At 74.7% G+C, this 17,016-nt stretch carries 17 protein-coding genes and 1 pseudogene; 9 read left to right on the top strand and 9 right to left on the bottom strand.

Annotation, left to right across the window (positions count from 1 at the left end; genetic code table 11):
* Positions 1–12: 12 nt before the first annotated feature.
* On the bottom strand, positions 13–801 hold the full coding sequence (locus FB458_RS16915) for an MSMEG_4193 family putative phosphomutase (RefSeq protein WP_141849531.1): 789 nt from the start codon (positions 799–801) through the stop codon (positions 13–15).
* A 78-nt stretch (positions 802–879) separates the two neighbouring features.
* Here FB458_RS16915 and FB458_RS21440 point away from each other — a divergent pair, with 78 nt between their 5' ends.
* Genes FB458_RS21440 through FB458_RS16890 form a run of 6 tightly spaced genes read left to right on the top strand, consistent with a single transcriptional unit; the run spans position 880 to position 4,900 of the window.
* Entirely contained in the window at positions 880–1,047 is a 168-nt protein-coding gene (locus FB458_RS21440; RefSeq protein ID WP_170185717.1) for a hypothetical protein, read from the top strand.
* Entirely contained in the window at positions 1,044–1,631 is a 588-nt protein-coding gene (locus FB458_RS16910) for a PRC-barrel domain-containing protein (protein ID WP_141849530.1), read from the top strand. The genes FB458_RS21440 and FB458_RS16910 overlap by 4 nt, the downstream gene beginning before the upstream one ends.
* Positions 1,632–2,066: a PRC-barrel domain-containing protein gene (locus tag FB458_RS16905; protein ID WP_141849529.1), complete on the top strand. Its 435-nt coding sequence runs from the start codon at positions 1,632–1,634 to the stop codon at positions 2,064–2,066.
* 11 nt (positions 2,067–2,077) lie between these two features.
* A complete protein-coding gene (locus FB458_RS16900) occupies positions 2,078–3,424 on the top strand; it encodes a DUF2254 domain-containing protein (RefSeq protein ID WP_211356080.1) in 1,347 nt (448 codons plus the stop codon).
* Positions 3,421–4,431 (top strand): magnesium/cobalt transporter CorA, encoded by a 1,011-nt coding sequence (gene corA / locus FB458_RS16895; protein ID WP_141849527.1) that lies wholly within the window; start codon positions 3,421–3,423, stop codon positions 4,429–4,431. Before FB458_RS16900 ends, corA begins: the two co-directional genes overlap by 4 nt.
* 10 nt (positions 4,432–4,441) lie before the next feature.
* On the top strand, positions 4,442–4,900 hold the full coding sequence (locus tag FB458_RS16890; protein ID WP_141849526.1) for a MaoC family dehydratase: 459 nt from the start codon (positions 4,442–4,444) through the stop codon (positions 4,898–4,900).
* A gap of 72 nt (positions 4,901–4,972) precedes the next feature.
* On the opposite strand, the gene FB458_RS16885 is transcribed toward FB458_RS16890, so the two are convergent.
* Both FB458_RS16885 and FB458_RS16880 read right to left on the bottom strand, forming a co-directional pair.
* A complete protein-coding gene (locus FB458_RS16885) occupies positions 4,973–5,827 on the bottom strand; it encodes an undecaprenyl-diphosphate phosphatase (protein ID WP_141849525.1) in 855 nt (284 codons plus the stop codon).
* A 322-nt stretch (positions 5,828–6,149) separates the two neighbouring features.
* On the bottom strand, positions 6,150–7,199 hold the full coding sequence (locus tag FB458_RS16880) for an LLM class F420-dependent oxidoreductase (protein ID WP_141849524.1): 1,050 nt from the start codon (positions 7,197–7,199) through the stop codon (positions 6,150–6,152).
* 73 nt (positions 7,200–7,272) lie between these two features.
* Between FB458_RS16880 and FB458_RS16875 the strand changes: the two genes are divergently transcribed.
* Both FB458_RS16875 and FB458_RS16870 read left to right on the top strand, forming a co-directional pair.
* Positions 7,273–8,217 carry an aldo/keto reductase gene (locus tag FB458_RS16875; protein WP_141849523.1) on the top strand — a complete coding sequence of 315 codons (945 nt, stop codon included), beginning with the start codon at positions 7,273–7,275 and terminating at the stop codon, positions 8,215–8,217.
* 100 nt (positions 8,218–8,317) lie between these two features.
* A complete protein-coding gene (locus tag FB458_RS16870) occupies positions 8,318–9,958 on the top strand; it encodes an HNH endonuclease signature motif containing protein (protein ID WP_141849522.1) in 1,641 nt (546 codons plus the stop codon).
* A gap of 34 nt (positions 9,959–9,992) precedes the next feature.
* Here FB458_RS16870 and FB458_RS21665 read toward each other — a convergent pair whose 3' ends face one another.
* The gene (locus tag FB458_RS21665; protein WP_211356079.1) at positions 9,993–10,496 is read right to left on the bottom strand and encodes a hypothetical protein; all 504 of its coding nucleotides are present in this window, start codon (positions 10,494–10,496) and stop codon (positions 9,993–9,995) included.
* A gap of 41 nt (positions 10,497–10,537) precedes the next feature.
* On the opposite strand from FB458_RS21665, the gene FB458_RS16860 reads away from it, so the two are divergent.
* Complete coding sequence (locus FB458_RS16860; RefSeq protein WP_141849521.1) at positions 10,538–10,723, top strand: DUF5703 family protein; 186 nt, start codon at positions 10,538–10,540, stop codon at positions 10,721–10,723.
* A gap of 111 nt (positions 10,724–10,834) precedes the next feature.
* On the opposite strand, the gene FB458_RS16850 is transcribed toward FB458_RS16860, so the two are convergent.
* From FB458_RS16850 to FB458_RS16830, 5 genes and pseudogenes are all read right to left on the bottom strand, one after another.
* Entirely contained in the window at positions 10,835–12,190 is a 1,356-nt protein-coding gene (locus FB458_RS16850; protein ID WP_141849520.1) for a M20/M25/M40 family metallo-hydrolase, read from the bottom strand.
* Between the two features lie 15 nt (positions 12,191–12,205).
* Positions 12,206–13,051, bottom strand: a pseudogene (locus FB458_RS16845) (bifunctional allantoicase/(S)-ureidoglycine aminohydrolase); the annotation flags it as partial.
* 79 nt (positions 13,052–13,130) lie between these two features.
* Positions 13,131–14,468 carry an allantoinase AllB gene (allB, locus tag FB458_RS16840; protein ID WP_141849518.1) on the bottom strand — a complete coding sequence of 446 codons (1,338 nt, stop codon included), beginning with the start codon at positions 14,466–14,468 and terminating at the stop codon, positions 13,131–13,133.
* Positions 14,465–15,679, bottom strand: coding sequence for a glycerate kinase (locus FB458_RS16835; RefSeq protein ID WP_246061307.1), 1,215 nt, complete (start codon positions 15,677–15,679; stop codon positions 14,465–14,467). Before FB458_RS16835 ends, allB begins: the two co-directional genes overlap by 4 nt.
* The gene (locus FB458_RS16830) at positions 15,680–17,002 is read right to left on the bottom strand and encodes a DUF6986 family protein (RefSeq protein ID WP_141849517.1); all 1,323 of its coding nucleotides are present in this window, start codon (positions 17,000–17,002) and stop codon (positions 15,680–15,682) included.
* Between the last annotated feature and the right edge of the window lie 14 nt (positions 17,003–17,016).

The raw sequence follows: 17,016 nt of genomic DNA, 5'->3' as shown, positions 1-17,016 counted from the left end.
GCCTAACCGCCCTCAGGCGCCGCTCGCCGAGGGGGCACCCGCGCCGCCGCCGACCATCGCGTCACCCTCGGTGTCGGGGTCGCTCCCCGCTGCCGCGTCCGGCTCGCCGTCGCCCTCCCCCTCGGCGGCGGGCTTCGGCGGTGGCGGGAGCAGACCGGCGAGGTCGCCACCGGTGTCGTTGCTGCGCAGCAGGAACGGCCGGCGCGACGTGTAGCGCACCACCGAGACCGACGCCGGGTCGACCTGGATGCGCTGGAACTGGTCCAGGTGCGAGCCGGCGGCGTCGGCGAGGACGGCCTTGATGACGTCGCCGTGCGAGACCGCGACCCAGATCGCGTCGGCCCCGTGCGCCTCGCGCACCTGCTCGTCGACCTCGCGGATCGCGGCCAGGGCGCGGGACTGCATCCCGGCCATCGACTCGCCCGGGAAGTCGTCGCCGTCGGGGAAGCGGACCGCCGACGGCTGGTCCTGCACCGTGCGCCAGAGCGGCTCCTTGGTGAGCTCGGAGAGCTTCCGGCCGGTCCAGGCGCCGTACCGGCACTCCCCGAGCCGCTCGTCGCTCTCGACGGCGACGCCGGGCGCCGTTGTCGCGACGAGGGCCGCCGCGGTCTCCTGGCAGCGCTGCAGCGGCGAGGCGACGACGCGCGCGATCGTCAGCCCCGCGGCGGCGACGCGCTCGGCGACCTTGGTCGCCTGCTCTCGACCGTGGTCGTCGAGGCCGATGCCGGGGGTCCACCCGGCGAGGGTGCCGGAGGCGTTGGCCGCCGTCCGGCCGTGTCGGACGAGCAGGACGGTGGGCACCGGACAATGCTAGGTCGCACCGCATAGGCTCGCGGCCGCAGGGTCGTGAGGACGAGGACTTCAGGAGAGGCGGACGTCGTGGAGTGGTGGACCTGGCTGGTCGTCGTGCTGGGCGTCGCCGTCCTCGCGGTCGCCCTGTTCCTGGGCGTGCAGGCGCGCCGGCGCCGGGGCGGCGTCATCGTCGACCCGTCGGGTGGCCGCAAGCCGGGCGGACCGCAGGGCGGCGGACCCGGGGGCACCCCGTGAGCCGGCTCATGCGCACCTCGGAGATCGAGGGCCGACCGGTCGTCACCTACCAGGGCGAGGACGTCGCCCAGGTCAAGGACGTCGTCTTCGCCGCCGCGGGCGGCCGCGTCGGCGGCTTCACCCTGGCCGGGCGCGGCCTGTTCGCCGGACCGAGGAAGGAGGCCCTGGCCTGGGAGTCGGTCGCGGCCCTCGGCGCCGAGGCGGTCATGGTCGAGTCGCAGGACGTGCTCGAGGCGCGCGACGCCGTGCTCGAGAAGTCCGCGCGCTCGGGCGGCTCCGGCGGGGACGTGCTCGGCTCGCGCGTCCTCACCGACTCCGGCACCGAGCTCGGCACGGTCGTCGACGTCGTCGTCCAGGTCGCCGACGACTCGAGCTCCTGCGAGGTCGTCGGCTACGAGATCGCCGCCGCCGAGGCGCTCGAGTCCAAGGGCAAGCGGCTGCTCATCCCGCTGCCGTCGACGATCTCGGCGTCGCAGGAGTACCTCGTCGTGCCCGACGGGGCGCGCGACTTCGTGGGCAACGACCTGGCCGGCTTCGGCGCCGCCGTCGAAGCCTTCCGCCGCGGTCTCGAGGGAGGGGCGTAGATGCTCTGGTCGGACATCAAGGGCCGCAAGGTCGTCTCGACGGCCTCGGCCGAGCGCGTCGGCAAGGTCAAGGACGTCGTCGTCGACGGTCCCGGCCGGCAGGTCGTCGGTTTCCTGCTCAAGCGGACGAAGAACGGCTCGGTCCTGCCCTGGCCCGACGTGCAGGGCCTCGGCGCCGACGCGGTGACCGTCGCGTCGGCGGAGGTCGTCGTCGACGCCGACGAGCGGGTCGACGCGCTGCACGACAAGCGCGACGCCGTGCTCGGCAAGCGGGTGCTCTCGGTCCTCGGCGACGAGCTGGGCACGGTCAAGGACCTCGACGTCGAGCCGTCCACCGGCGCGCTCGTCTCGCTGGTCCTCGAGCGACGCTCGGTCCCGGCCGGTGACGTGCGCGGCGTCGGCTCGTACGCCGTCGTCGTGGCGGCCCAGGACTGAGCAGCTCCCCGGTGCGCCAGCAGGTGGCGACGACCACCGACGCGGTCCGGTCGCGGCTGTGGCCGCTCCCCGTCCTGGCGGTGGCCCTGGCCGTCCTCCTCGGCCTGCTCCTGCCCGTCCTCGACGCCGCGGTCGACGACCAGTTCGGGAGCACAGCGGGGATGCTGGCCGGGTGGCTCTTCGCCGGGGACGCGGACGCGGCGCGGACCGTCCTGCAGGCCGTCTCCGGTTCGCTCATCACGGTCACCTCGCTGACCTTCTCCCTGACCGTGGTCACCCTGCAGCTCGCCAGCAGCCAGTTCTCCCCGCGCCTCCTGCGCACCTTCACGGGGGACGTCTTCGTCCAAGGCACCCTGGGTCTGTTCCTCGGCACCTTCGCCTACGCCCTCGTCGTCCTGCGCCAGGTCCGCAGCAGCAACGGGACCCACCCCGAGTTCGTTCCCCGACTGGCGGTCAGCCTCGCCTTCGTCCTCGGGATCGCGGGGGTCGTCACCCTCGTCCTGTTCCTCGCGCACCTCGCCGGGCAGGTCCGGGTCGAGACCATGATGCGCGAGGTGCACGCCGACACCTCCCGGCTGGTGCGCGACTGGGCCGAGCTCGACCGGTCCGAGCCGGCCCGGCACGCCGACGTCGACGGTGTCCTGGGGGCGGCGACGCAGGTGCGGCCGCTGCTGGCTGCCCGATCGGGGTTCGTCACCGCGGTCGACCTTCCCGGGCTGGCCCGGTGCGCCGGCGACCACGACCTGGTGTGCGTGGTCGACCGCCCCGTGGGCAGCGCCGTCGTCGCGGGGACGCCGGTCGGCCGCGTCGGCGGCGCGGCGGCCGGGGACCGGCAGGTGCTCGACCAGCTCGCCGGCCACCTGCGCACGGGGCACGAGCGCACGGCCGTGGGCGACCTCGGCTACGGACTGCGCCAGGTGACGGACATCGTCGCCAAGGCCCTCTCGCCGGGCGTCAACGACCCGACGACCGCGGTGCACGGGCTGGGTCACCTCAGCGCCATGCTGGGCTCGATGACCCGGCTGGACCTGCGCCCCCTCGTCGAACGCGACGACGCCGGCACCGTCCGGGCGGCGCTGCGGCTGCCGACCTTCGCCGACCTCGTCGACGAGGCGTTGACCCAGCCGCGTCGCTACGGGGTGTCCGACCCCATGGTCGCCCGACGCCTGCTGCAGCTGCTCGGTGAGCTCGCCTGGCTCGCCGGCGACGAGCACCGTCAGGCGGTCGATGACCACCTGGGCCGGGTCCGCCGGAGCCTGGCCGCCGCCGAGCTGGACCACGACGAGCGCCGGGACCTGGACAACGCGGTCGAGGCGGTCGACGCCACCCTGCACCGACACGACAGGATGCGGCCGTGATCATCGACCAGGCCATCTACCGCGACGGACGCCGCCAGGTGTGCGGCGACCTCAGTGACGAGCTGGCGTCGCTGCGCGACGAGGACGACGGCTTCCTCTGGATCGGGCTCAAGGACCCGACGGACGCCGAGTTCGCCCTCGTCAACGACGAGCTGCGGCTGCACCCGCTGGCCGTCGAGGACGCCGTCCGCGGCAACCAGCGACCGAAGATCGAGCACTACGACGGGAGCCTGCTCGTCGTCCTCAAGACGCTGCGCTACATCGAGGAGACCTCGGACGTCGAGACCGGCGAGGTCATGGTCTTCCTGGGAGACCGCTTCGTGGTCACCGTCCGGCGCGGCGACGGCAACCCGCTGGCCGACGTCCGACGCCGTCTGGAGCAGGAGTCCGAGCACCTCCAGCTCGGCCCGGCCGCCGTGCTCCACGCCGTGATGGACTCGGTCGTCGACAACTACACCCACGTCGACGAGGAGATCCTCGTCGACCTCGAGGAGATCGAGCGGCAGGTCTTCGGCGGCGCCCGCGACGTGGACGCGACCGCCATCTACCGGCTCAAGCGCGAGGTGCTCGAGATCAAGCGCGCCACCGGCCCCCTGGCGTCGGCGATGGAGCGGCTCTTCTTCCACCCGCAGAAGGCGATCGTCGAGAACGACGACCGGGAGACGCTGAAGTTCTTCCGCGACGTCCAGGACCACCTGCTGCGCACCAACGACCACGTCGAGTCCTACGACCGGCTGCTCACCGACATCCTCAACGCCTACCTCGCGCAGATCTCGGTGCAGCAGAACGACGACATGCGCAAGATCTCGGCGTGGGTCGCGATCGCCGCGGTGCCGACGATGGTCGCCGGCGTCTACGGGATGAACTTCCAGTACATCCCCGAGCTCGAGGCGAGCGTCCACGTCGACGGGCGCGAGTTCTACTACGGCTACTTCGTCGTGCTGGCCGTGATGGTCACCGTCTGCGTCGGGCTGTACCGCGCGTTCAAGCGGTCGCACTGGCTGTAGGTTCGGGCTCATGGCAGCCCGTGTCTTCCCGTCCCTGCAGGCCTTCCGCGACGCCGTCGGCGAGGAGCTCGGCACCAGCGAGTGGCACGAGGTCACCCAGCCCCAGGTCGACACCTTCGCCGAGGCCACCGGCGACCACCAGTGGATCCACGTCGACCCGGAGCGCGCCGCCGCCGGACCGTTCGGCGGCACCATCGCGCACGGCTACCTCACGCTGTCCCTCCTGCCGATGCTGGCCAAGGAGGTGTACGACGTCCAGGGCCTGACGATGGGCGTCAACTACGGCGCCGACAAGGTCCGCTTCCCCTCGCCGGTGCCGGTCGGCTCGCGGGTGCGCGCCACGGCGACGCTCACCGCCGTCAAGGACATCCCCGTCGGGACGCAGGCCAGCATCACCTTCGTCGTCGAGCGCGACGGCGGCGACAAGCCGGTCTGCGTCGCCGACGTGCTCTACGTCATGGCCGGCTGAGCCCGCAGGGCATCCCCCGCGTCCGCACCGGTGCGGCACCGGTGCCGCACCGGTGCGGACGCACGCGGTGACTCAGGTCGCGGTGACCGTGCCGGCGAGCAGGAGCGCGGCGATGACGACGCCGGCCGCGATGCGGTAGCCGACGAACCAGGTCAGGGTGTGGTGCGCGACGAAGCGCAGCAGCCACGCGATCGAGGCCAGGGCGACGACGAACGCGATGACGATGCCGACGGCCATCTGCCCCTTGCCCAGCGCGCTGAGGTCGGTCGAGGCGGCTTCGTACAGACCCGCGGCGGTGAGCGCGGGGATGGCCATGAAGAACGACAGGCGGGTCGCGGTGACGCGGTCGAGGCCGCGCAGCAGCCCGGCCGAGATCGTCGCGCCGGAGCGCGAGACGCCCGGGACGAGCGAGAAGCACTGGACCAGGCCGATGAGCAGGCCGTCACGGACGGTGACGTCCCCCTCGCCGCGCTCCCCCGACGTCGCCGCCCGACGGGCGTGCACCCGCTCGGCGACGACCATGACGCCGCTCCACAGGATCAGGGCCACCGCGACGACCCACAGGCTGCGCAGCGGACCGGACACGAGGTCCTTGCCCAGGAAACCGACGACGCCGACGGGCACCGACCCGACGATGACGGCCCAGGCCAGCGCGTAGTCGTGGTGCCGGCGGGCCTCCGCCGAGGCGAGACCGCGCACCCACGCCACGAGCAGGCGCACGATGTCGCGGAAGAAGTACAGGACCGTCGCGGCGATCGCGCCGAGCTGGATGATCGCGGTGTAGGCGGTCACCGCCGGGTCGTCGACCTGCAGCCCGAGCAGCTTCTCGGCCACCGTGAGGTGGCCGGTCGAGGAGACCGGCAGGTACTCCGTCAGCCCCTCGACGATCCCGAGGACGACGGCGGCGGTGTAGGACAGGTCGGACACGTCAGCAGGTCGCTCTCGGTCGGGGGGTGGTGGCGGGGGTGGTGGTGGATCGGGGCGCGTGACGGCGCCCATCCTCGCGCACGCCCGCTGAGGCGGGGCTGAGGGACCCGCCGAGGAGGGATGACGACCCCGTGACAGGTTCCTGCCCCTGCTGAGGCGTCCCCAGCGGTCGCCGTCGGTGCCGTCAGGCGTCACAGTAGGGAGGACGGCACGCCGCGGCAGGGGCGGTGGACGTCCGACTCCCCCACCGGACGACCGCCCCGGCTCCCCCCGCGGCCGGGGCGGTCCCCGGGCCGCGCGACGGACCCGGGGGGACGGGTGCTCAGGACAGGACGTCCGCCATGGTGCGGACGACGTCGAGCCGCTCGTCGGTGGTCGGCGCCGTGCTCGACACCGTGAGGGTGGTGACCCCGGCGTCGGCGTACCGCTGCACCCGCTCGCGGATGCGCTCCTTCGGCCCGAGCAGCGCGGTCGCGTCGAGGAACTCGAACGGGACGGCGGCCGCGGCGTCGCGGTGCCGGCGGGCGAGGTAGAGGTCCTGGATCTCGGCGGCGGCCTCCTCGAAGCCCATCCGCACCGCGAGCTGGTTGTAGAAGTTCTTCTCGCGCGAGCCCATCCCGCCGACGTAGAGGGCGGCGTACGCCCGCACCTGGTCGGCGCAGGCCTGCACGTCGTCGCCGATGACGACGGGGACGGTCGGCACGATGTCGAACCCGGCCAGCGGGTCGCCGCCGTCGGCCCCTTTGCCGGCGCGGCGGGCACCGGTGCGGACCGACTCGACGAGCTCCCCGGAGTGCTCGGGGCTGAAGAAGATGGCCAGCCACCCGTCGGCGATCTCGCCGGCGAGCTCGAGGTTCTTCGGGCCGACCGAGGCGAGGTAGACGGGGATGTGCTCGCGCACGGGGTGGACCGTGAGCTTGAGCGCCTTGCCCGGACCGTCGGGCAGCGGCAGCGTGAAGTGCCTCCCGTCGTAGGCGACGGTCTCGCGGCGCAGGGCCGCGCGGACGATGTCGACGTACTCGCGGGTGCGACCGAGCGGCGAGGCGAAGGGCACGCCGTGCCAGCCCTCGGAGACCTGCGGGCCGGAGACGCCGAGGCCGAGGTGGAAGCGGCCCCCGGACAGGGTGTCGAGGGTGGCGGCGGTCATCGCCGTCATCGCGGGCGTGCGCGCGGGGATCTGCATGACGGCGGCGCCGAGGCCGATCCGCTCGGTCTTCGCCCCCACCCAGGAGAGCACCGTGGGGGCGTCCGAGCCGTAGGCCTCGGCGACCCACGCGACGTCGTACCCCAGCCGGTCGGCCTCCTGCGCGAGGAGGACGTTGTCGGCGTCGTTGCCCGAGCCCCAGTAGCCGAGGTTGATTCCCAGTCGCATGGTCCGCAGGCTATCCGGCGCGGCGAGCGGGCACGAGGGCGAGCCCGCGACGGTGCGGGATAGCCTGCGAGACATGCGCCACAGAGCTCTCGGTCGGTCCGGTCTGCGGGTTTCGCGGCTGGGGCTCGGCACGATGACGTGGGGCTCGACGGTCGACGCGGAGGACGCGCGCGACCAGCTGACCGCGTTCGTCGAGGCCGGCGGCTCGCTCGTCGACACCGCCTTCCCGTACGGCGCCGGTGCCTCCGAGGAGCTGCTCGGCTCGCTCCTCGGCGACGTCGTGCCCCGGGACGAGGTGGTGCTGTGCACGAAGTCGGGGCTCGAGGAGCGCGCCGACGGGTGGGTCCGGGACACGTCGCGGCGCGAGCTGCTGCGGCAGCTGGACACCTCGCTGCGCCGCCTTAGTACCGACCACGTCGACCTGTGGCTCGTGCACACCTGGAGCGACGAGGTGCCCCTCGAGGAGACGGTCAAGGCGCTCGCCCACGCGGTGGCGACCGGACGGGCGACGTACGTCGGCGTGTCCAACCACCGCGGCTGGCAGGCCGCCCGCACGCTCAGCCTGCTCGAGCGCGAGGGGCTGCCGATGGTGGCCGACCAGGTGCAGTACTCGCTCATCCACCGCGCGCCCGAGGCGGATCTCGCGCCGGCCGCGGCGTCGCTCGGGTTCGGGCTGCTGCCGTGGTCGCCGCTGGGGCGCGGCATCCTCACGGGGAAGTACCGCTCGGGGGTGCCGAGCGGGTCCCGGGCCGGGTCGGCGGCGTTCCCGCGGTTCGTCGAGCGGTACCTCGACGAGCGGGCGATGCGGATCTCGGACGCCGTCGCGACGGCGGCGCGCGGGCTGCAGGTGACGCCGACCGAGGTGGCCCTGGCATGGGTGCGGGACCGGCCGGGCGTGGTCGCGCCGGTCGTCGGCGCGCGGACCGTCGGCCAGCTGCGGACGTCGCTGGCGAGCGAGGAGCTCGAGCTGCCGGCGGAGCTCGTCGAGGCACTGGACGAGGTGTCGGCGGCGGGCTGACCGGCATGGGCGGCCGGTGCCGAAAGGGACGAAAGCCGCATCGGGTCCCTTGGGCGCTCGGCTCGTTGCGCCCTGATTCGAACAGGTGTTCGATGAACGCATGTCGTCCCTCGCGCTCGCCACCCCGCTGCCTGCCCCGCCCGTGGACGACCTGCTGGTGCTGGCCGCCGAGGTGGCGGGTCGGCTCAACCGGGCGCACGCGGACCTCGTCGCGCTGACCGTCCGGCTCCTCGAGGGCGACCGGTGGGCCGGGGGCGGCGTCGTCTCGGCCGAGCACTGGCTGGTCCTGCGTGTCGGGGTGTCCCCGTCCCGGGCCCGGGACGTCGTCACCCTCGCCCGTCGCCGAGGCGAGCTGCCGACCGTGGCGACGTCGCTGGACGACGGCGGCCTGTCGCTCGACCAGGCCGTCGTCGTGGCCCGGCACGTCCCCGCCCACCACGAGCGAGCGGCGGCCGAGCTCGCGGTGCACGCGACGGTGCCGCAGCTGCGGCGGGCGCTCTCGCGGTACCGGTTCAGCGAGGAGCCCGTCTCCCCCGATTCGGTCGAGGAACCGGTGGCGGAGGAGCCGGTGGCGGACGAGCCGGTGTCCGCTCCGAGTCCGTCCGACGGGACCGCTCCCCCCGTCGGGAGCCCCGCGTGGGCGGCGGCCGAGCCGTCGCTGGCGATGCACCACGCGGACGGCCGCTTCTTCCTGCGGTACGACGCGCCGTCTGACGTCGGGGCGCTCGTCGAGCAGGCGCTGCTCGAGGCCAAGGACGCGCTGTTCCGGCTGGCCACCGGCGCGGACCCGCAGGACGCGGCGTCGACCGGGGCGACGCCCGGCACCGCGCCGACCGACGAGGTCCTTCGACGACCGCGCGTGACGCTGGCCGACGCGATGACCGAGCTCGCCCGCCGCTCGCTGGCCTCGTGCTCCTCCGGGTCCCGGCGCGAGCACTACCGCGTCTACGTGCACCTCACCGCCGACGGCGCGTGGGTCAACGGTCGGGGAGCCATCCCGCCCTCCCTCGCGGCCCGGTTCGCGTGCGACGGCACGGCCCAGGCGGTCCACGAGCGCGACGGGGTCCCGATCAGCGTCGGTCGCGCGCTGCGGATCGTGCCCGACCGCACCCGGCGGCTCGTCGAGGACCGCGACCGCGGCTGTCGGTACCCGGGCTGCTCGACCACCAGGCACCTCGAGGTGCACCACCTCGACCACTGGGCCGACGGCGGACGGACCGATCTCGACCGCCTGGTGTGCCTGTGTCCTCGCCACCACGACGCCCACCACCGGGGCGAGTACAGGATGTCGGGTGACCCGACACTGACGATGTCGGCGTCACCGCAGGGCGAGACCTCGCCCCCGGGCCCGGTCGGGACCGGGGGTCGACACCCTCTGACGTTCACCGACGCGCACGGACGGCGGCTCGGTCCGCTGCCGGCCGTCGTCGACGCCGTGGACCGCGAGGGGGTTCCGTACGCCGGCCCGAGCGGCGACGTCCTGCACCTGCGCCTGGTCGACCTGCCCACCAACGACGATCTCGCCCGCGCCGACGCCTGGCGTGAGCACGTGCGTCCTGACGCCCCGGAGGTGACCTCGGGGGACCCGCCGGGCCGGGGCCCCGCACCCGTCCCTCACCGGCTGACCAGCGTGCTCGACCTCATCGCCGAGGGCCGCTGGCACGACGACGGGTCCCGGCCCACGGTGTCGTCGGACCACGGCGGGGACGGATCAGGAGGTGACCCGTCGGTGGCGACCTGAGCAGGAGGGCGAGCGGGCGCCGCGGCGGGGTCGGTCAGCGAGTCGGGTCCGGCGAGGTGGGCCGGCGGGCACCGGGGTGGTCCTCGTCCGCGTCGTCGTCCGCGTCGTCGTCGTCATCGTCGTCGTCGTCATCCGCGTCGTCGTCCGCGTCGTCATCGTCGTCGTCGTCAGCGTCGTCGTCCGCGTCGTCGTCGTCGTCCGCGTCGTCGCCGTAGTCGAGGTCGTCGTCCTCGAGGCCGGAGTAGACCCCGCCGGCGGCGGCGTCGTCCACGTCCCCGTCGAAGTCGTCGTCGTCCTCGTCGTCGTCGTCTTCTTCGTCCTCGTCGTCCTCGTCGTCGTCGGCGTCGACGACGAGCGGCGTCATGACCTCGGTGTTGAGGAAGAGGGCCTCGTCGTAGTCGTCGAACGCGTCGGCGAGGTCGAGGGCGGCGGCGACGACCGCCGGGTCGTCGGGGTCACGCCGGGAGGTGGCGACCTCCAGGTGACGCTCCAGTGCAGCGACGAGCAGGGACAGCGCGGCACGCGGGTCGGCGGTCATGTCTCGACCGTAGCGGCTCGTGGGACAGAATGGGTCTCACGATGACTGAGTACGAGTACCGCGTCCTGAGCTTCCCCCGCACCGTGTCGCGCTCCGACGTCCGGCGTGCTCTGAGCGAGCACGCCGAGTACGGCCAGTGGGAGCTCGCGCGCAGCGTCGTCTACATCGGTGGTCTGCGCAAGGCCTGGCTGCGCCGCAAGATCATCCGGGTGCGTCGCACGGCCTGAGCCGCACCGCCCGACCCGCGACCCGACCCGCGACCCGACCCGCGACCCGACCCGCGACCCGGCCTGCGACCCGGCCTGCGACCCGGCCTGCGACCCGACGCCGCTCGACGGTCAGGCGCGGTCGAGGAAGGTGCGCAGCACCCGCGCCCCGAAGCGCAGCGACTCCACCGGCACCCGCTCGTCGATGCCGTGGAACATCGGCGCGAAGAGCAGGTCGGCCGGCAGCCGCAGCGGCGCGAAGCCGTAGCCGGTGATCCCGAGCAGCTGCAGGGCCTTGTTGTCCGTCCCGCCGGACAGGCAGTACGGCAGCACCGCCGCATCCGGGTCCTCGCTGAGCAGCGAGTCCTTCATCGCGTCGACGAGCGACCCCTCGAACGGCGCCTCGAGGGCGATGTCGCGGTGCAGCACCTCGACGTCGACGAACTCGCCGGCCAGCCGCTGCACGGTCGACATCAGCTCGTCCTCGTGACCCGGCAGGAACCGGCAGTCGAGGTTCGCCGACGCGGTCTGCGGGATGACGTTGTGCTTGTAGCCCGCGTCGAGCATCGTGAAGTTCGCCGTGTCGCGCAGCGTCCCCCGCACGAAGCCGGCCGCTCCGGGGATCGCCTCGAGCAGGCGCTCCAGGGCGGCGTCGTCGGTGTCGTGCGTGATCCCGGTGAGGTCGCTCAGGCCGTCGAGCAGACCCTGCACCGAGGCGACGTACCGGCGCGGCCACGGGTGCGCGCTGATCCGGGCGATCGCCTCCGCCAGGCGCACGACGGCGTTCTCGTCGTTGGGGACCGAGCCGTGCCCGGCGCGCCCGCGGGCGGTGAGCCGCAGCCAGGCGATCCCCTTCTCGGCGGTCTGCAGCAGGTACGCCCGCTGCTCGCCCGCCCCGTCGCGGCGAGGCACCGTGACGCTGTAGCCGCCGACCTCGCTGACCGCCTCGCTGGCCCCCTCGAACCACTCAGGGTGCTGCTCGACCGCCCAGTGCGAGCCCTTGGTGCCGCCGGCCTCCTCGTCGGCGAAGAAGCAGAACGTCGTCGTGCGCGCCGGCTTGGCCCCGGTCCTCGCCAGGTCGCGGATCGCGGCGACGATCATCGCGTCCATGTCCTTCATGTCGACCGCGCCGCGACCCCACACGCACCCGTCGCGCTCCTCGGCGCCGAACGGGTCGACCTGCCAGTCGGCGGCGTTCGCGGGGACGACGTCGAGGTGGCCGTGCACGACGAGCCCGGGGCGCGAGGTGTCCGCACCCTCGAGGCGCACCATGACGTTGGCGCGGCCGCTCTCGCTCTCGAGCAGCACCGGGTCGAGCCCGACCTCGGTCAGCTCGCCCATGACGTACTCGGCCGCCTTGCGCTCCCCCGGCCCCGACCCGTCGCCGTAGTTGCTCGAGTCGATGCGGATGAGGTCGGCGCAGATGCGGGCCACCTCGTCCTCGGGGCGCAGGTCGGACGTGCCGGTGCTGGTGCTCGTGTCGGCCATGCTCCCCACCCTAGGTCAGCGCGCGAACCGACCGAGGTGCGCGTGCCGGTGCACGTCCTTGTACAGCAGGTAGCGGAACCGGCCCGGCCCCCCGGCGTAGCAGGCCTGCGGGCAGAAGGCGCGCAGCCACATGAAGTCGCCCGCCTCGACCTCGACCCAGTCCTCGTTGAGCAGGTAGACGGCCTTGCCCTCGAGGACGTAGAGCCCGTGCTCCATGACGTGCGTCTCGGGGAACGGGATGGCCCCGCCCGGCTCGAACGTGACGATGTTGACGTGCAGGTCGTGGCGCACGTCGTCCGGGTCGACGAACCGCGTCGTCGACCAGGCGTCCGTCCCCGGCATCGGCGTCGGGGCGACGTCCCGCTCGTTCGTGACGAAGGCCTCCGGCGCGTCCACCCCGTCGACCGCCTCGTAGGCCTTGCGGATCCAGTGGAAGGTCGCCGTCGCCGCCGACCGGTTGTGCAGCGTCCAGCGCTCCCCCGGGGGCAGGAAGGCGTAGCCCCCCGGCCCCAGCCCGTACGACGCCCCCTCACCGCCGGCGCCGTCGCCCTCGCTCCCTCCGACGGTGAGCTCGAGCTCGCCGTCCACGACGAACAGCACCGCCTCGGCCCCCGGGTCGAGCTCGGGCCGGTCGCTGCCACCGCCCGGGGAGACCTCGACGACGTACTGCGAGAAGGTCTCGGCGAAGCCGCTCAGCGGCCGCGCCAGGACCCACATCCGCATCCCGGTCCAGTGCGGCAGCCGGCTCGTGACGATGTCGGTCATCGTCCGGGCCGGCAGGACGGCGTACGACGTCGTGAACCGGGCGCGCTCGGTCGTCAGCTGGGTCTGCGGGGGAAGACCACCGCGCGGCGCGAAGTAGGTCGCTTCTCGGGAGGTCGTAGCGCTGGAAGTGGTAGCAAGGGAAGCAGGATCGTGGGTAGCAGGTTCTCCGGACATCTCAGTCGCCTCTCCTCAGCAGGCGCCCGCGCGGGGGCGCGTCGAGGTCGACCTCTCGGCCGGCCAGGTAGGTCCGGCGCACGACGCCGGTGAGCTCGCGGCCGGCGTACGCCGTCACCTTGTTGCGGTGCTCGAGCCGGGCCGGGTCGACGACGAACGTCTCGTCGGGCGCGAGGACGACGAGGTCGGCGTCGCGGCCCACCTCGACGGCGCCCTTGCGAAGGAGACCCGCCTGCTGCGCCGGGGCCTGCGCCATCCACCGCACGACGTCGGTGAGCGAGTGCCCGCGGGCCCGCGCGCCGGTCCACACCGCCGCCAGCCCCAGCTGCAGCGAGGCGATCCCGCCCCACGCGGTGCCGAAGTCGCCGGTGTCGAGGTGCTTGAGGTCGGGGGTGCACGGCGAGTGGTCGGTGACGACGAGGTCGACCGTCCCGTCGGCGAGCCCGGCCCACAGGGACTCGCGGTTGCCGGCCTCGCGGATCGGCGGGCAGCACTTGAACTGCGTCGCCCCGGCCGGCACCTCCTCGGCGCTGAAGGTCAGGTAGTGCGGGCAGGTCTCGGCGGTGAGGGCGAGCCCCTCGGCCTTGGCGGCGCGCACGATCGGCAGCGCGTCGCTGCTGCTGAGGTGCAGCACGTGGACCCGGGCTCCGGTGGCGCGCGCGAGGTCGACCAGCCGCCGGATCGCGAGGTCCTCGGCGTCGCGCGGGCGCGAGCGCAGGAAGCCGGCGTACTGCGGCCCGGACGGCGCCGGCGCGTGCTCGATGGCGTCGTGGTCCTCGGCGTGGACGACCATGAGCGACCCGAGCTGCGCCACCTCGGCCAGCGCGGTGGCCAGCCCCGACGCGTCGAGGGGCGGGAACTCGTCCACGCCCGAGGGCAGCAGGAAGCACTTGAAGCCGAACACGCCCGCCTCGTGCAGCGGTCCGAGGTCGGCGGTGGTGCCCGGGACCGCCCCGCCCCAGAAGCCGACGTCGACCCAGGTCTGGCCGGTCGTCGCCTCCTGCTTGGCCCGCAGCCCGGCGAGGGTGGTCGTGGGCGGGATGCTGTTGAGCGGCATGTCGACGATCGTCGTGACGCCGCCGCGCGCCGCCGCCCGGGTCGCCGTCGTGAAGCCCTCCCACGGGGTGCGGCCGGGTTCGTTGACGTGGACGTGGGTGTCGACCAGCCCGGGCAGCAGGACCTCGTCGTCGGCGAGCTCGACGGGCGGGCCGGCGACGTCCGGCGGCGGGGCGTCGTACGGCAGGAGGGCGGTGATCCGGCCGTCCTCGACGACGACCGTGGCCGCGCGCTCCCCCCGCGGGGTGACGACGCGGCGGGCGCGCAGGACGAGGTCGCTCACGAGAGGTCACCGTACGGCCGGCGGCCGAGGTGGTCACGCAGGAGCCGTCGGCCGAGCTCGGTGAGCAGCGGTTCCGGGTCGCCGTACAGGGTCGCCTCGTCCCGGGTGAGGTCGGTGAGGGCGTAGGCCGCGGCGAGCCCCGCCTCGTCCAGCCCGGCCCGGTCGAGGGCCAGCCGCCCGCACACCGCGACGACCGGCACGCCGTGCGCCCGCGCCGCGGCGGCGACCCCGGCGGGCGCCTTGCCGTGCAGCGTCTGCGCGTCGAGCGACCCCTCCCCCGTGACGACGAGGTCGTCGGGGCCGAGCGGGGCCAGGGCCGCGTCGAGGCCGGTCAGGGCGAGCAGCAGCGGGGCGCCGGGCGCGAGCCGGGCGCCGAGGACGGCGACCGCGCCGAACCCGACGCCGCCCGCGGCCCCCGCGCCGGGGTCGTCGCGGTGGTCCGGGCCGCCGGTCGCGTCGGCGACGAGGTCGGCCCAGTGCCCCAGCGCCGCGTCGAGGACCGCGACGTCGGCCGCACCGGCGCCCTTCTGCGGGCCGAAGACGGCGGCCGCGCCGGTCGGCCCGGTGAGCGGCCGGTCGACGTCGCAGGCGACGACGAGGTCGGCCTCGGCGAGGGCCGGGTGCCGCCCGGACAGGTCGAGGCGTACGGCGTCCTGCAGCGCCGCGCCGCCGTCGGCCACCGGCGCGCCGTCGGGGCCGAGCACCCGGGCCCCCAGCGCGGACACGAGACCGGCGCCGCCGTCCGTGCTCGCGCTGCCGCCGATGCCGAGGACGACCCGGCGGCAGCCGGCGTCGAGCGCGGCCCGGACCAGCTCGCCGGTGCCCCGGCTCGTCGAGGTCAGCGGCCGCAGGCCGTCGCGCGGGAGCAGGGCCAGCCCCGAGACGGCGGCGAGCTCGACGACGGCCTCGTCACCGCGCCGGGCCCACGCGGCCGCCCGCGGCGCGCCGTCCGGGCCGGTCGCCCTCGCCGGCACCGCCTCGAACCCCGAGGCGACCGCGGCGACCAGCGTCCCGTCCCCGCCGTCGGCCACCGGGACGGTGGTGACGACGACCGGGACGCCGGCCCGGTCGGCCGCCTCGGCGACGCCGGCCGCGACCGCCGCGCAGACCTGCGCGGCGGTCAGCGTCCCCTTGAACTTGTCCGGGGCGAGGAGCACCCGCAGCGGCGCCCGACCCGCGGCCTCTGCGGCGGGACGGACGTCGGCGCCCACTCAGCGCCCCCGCGGGTGGGCCAGCGCGCGCAGCGTCGCCTCGTCCGTGCCCCAGGCGGCCGGCTCCTCGGGGCGGACCGCGCCGCAGTCGAGCCCGCGGACGACGTACCAGGCCAGGGCGCGCACGGTCGCCGGCTCGTCGAGCACCCCGGTGCCGGACGCCTCCCCCGCCCAGGCCCGCAGCCGCGCGGCCGCGTCGGGCAGGCCCTCGCGGTAGAAGGCGAAGGTCGCGGCGTACCGCGTCGGCAGCTGCGCCGGGTGCAGGTCCCAGCCCTGCATGAACCCGCGCTCCAGCCCCCGCCGGACCAGCCGGGCGTGCTGCCGCAGCGCGGCGAGCACCGCCGCGTCGTCGCCCACCGGCAGGACGTTGGTCGACCCGTCGGAGAGCCGCACCCCGGTGCCCGCCGCGGCCACCTGCAGCACCGCCTTGGCGTGGTCGGCGACCGGGTGCTCGAGGCTCTGCTGGGCCGCGGCGATGCCGAGCGACGCCGAGTAGTCGTAGGTCCCGTAGTGCAGGCCGATGCACCGTCCGCGCGCCGCGGCGATCATCAGCGGGACCGCGCCGACCCCGTCGGCGGTGACGACCGACTGCGGCGTCTCCACCTGGATCTCGAAGCGGACCTCCCCCGGCGCCAGCCCGTGCCGCTCCTCGAGCACCTCGCACGCGGTGACCATGGCCGCGACCTGCTCGACCGCGGTGACCTTGGGCAGCGTGACGACGAACCCGTGCGGCAGCCGCCGCCCGCCGCACCCCCCGGCCGCCCCGGCCCGGGCCAGCTCGCCGAGGACGAGGTCGAGGGTGCGCAGGCCGCGGTGCCGGGTCGCCTGCTCGAGCGACTTGACCCGCACGCCGCCGTACGGCGTCCCGGTGCCCCCCGTCGCGGCGGCCAGCAGCGCCCGCACCGCGCCGACCGCGGCCGCGTCCTCCTCGGCGTCCGGGCGGGTCCCGTACCCGTCCTCGAGGTCGACCCGCAGGTCCTCCACCGGCTCGCGCTCGAGCTTGGCCCGCACGAGCGGCAGCACCGCGTCGGCCACGTCCGGCGTCGTGCCGACGACGTCGGCCAGCGCGGCCGCGTCGGGCAGGTACCGGGCGAGGACCTCGAGGGCCGCGGCGCCGTACCGGGGTACGAGGCCGGCGTCGACGCGGTCGGCCGGCACGTAGAGGGTGTGCACGGGCTGACGCGTCCCCGGGTCGCCCGGGTAGCGCGCGGCGACCCGCGCGTCGGCGGCGGCCAGCTCGGCGTCGAGGCGGGCGGCGAGGTCCTGCACGTGCGCGGGCGCGGCGGACGGGACGGCGGGCGGCGTGGGCGGGTGGGTGTCCATGGCCCTGTGCACGA

Origin of the sequence: Lapillicoccus jejuensis, from assembly GCF_006715055.1 — a bacterium.
Taxonomy (GTDB): domain Bacteria; phylum Actinomycetota; class Actinomycetes; order Actinomycetales; family Dermatophilaceae; genus Lapillicoccus; species Lapillicoccus jejuensis.
The sequence above is the reverse complement of the archived record's forward strand: the minus strand, read 5'-3'. Positions and strand labels throughout refer to the sequence as shown.

Bases quoted from the DNA above. Each gene is read 5' to 3' on its own strand.
- FB458_RS16905 (WP_141849529.1), top strand. From the start codon at position 1,632: ATGCTCTGGTCGGACATCAAGGGCCGCAAGGTCGTCTCGACGGCCTCG.
- FB458_RS16890 (WP_141849526.1), top strand. From the start codon at position 4,442: ATGGCAGCCCGTGTCTTCCCGTCCCTGCAGGCCTTCCGCGACGCCGTC.
- FB458_RS16880 (WP_141849524.1), bottom strand. From the start codon at position 7,199: ATGCGACTGGGAATCAACCTCGGCTACTGGGGCTCGGGCAACGACGCC.
- FB458_RS16875 (WP_141849523.1), top strand. From the start codon at position 7,273: ATGCGCCACAGAGCTCTCGGTCGGTCCGGTCTGCGGGTTTCGCGGCTG.
- FB458_RS16870 (WP_141849522.1), top strand. From the start codon at position 8,318: ATGTCGTCCCTCGCGCTCGCCACCCCGCTGCCTGCCCCGCCCGTGGAC.
- FB458_RS21665 (WP_211356079.1), bottom strand. From the start codon at position 10,496: ATGACCGCCGACCCGCGTGCCGCGCTGTCCCTGCTCGTCGCTGCACTG.
- FB458_RS16860 (WP_141849521.1), top strand. From the start codon at position 10,538: ATGACTGAGTACGAGTACCGCGTCCTGAGCTTCCCCCGCACCGTGTCG.
- FB458_RS16850 (WP_141849520.1), bottom strand. From the start codon at position 12,190: ATGGCCGACACGAGCACCAGCACCGGCACGTCCGACCTGCGCCCCGAG.
- FB458_RS16830 (WP_141849517.1), bottom strand. From the start codon at position 17,002: ATGGACACCCACCCGCCCACGCCGCCCGCCGTCCCGTCCGCCGCGCCC.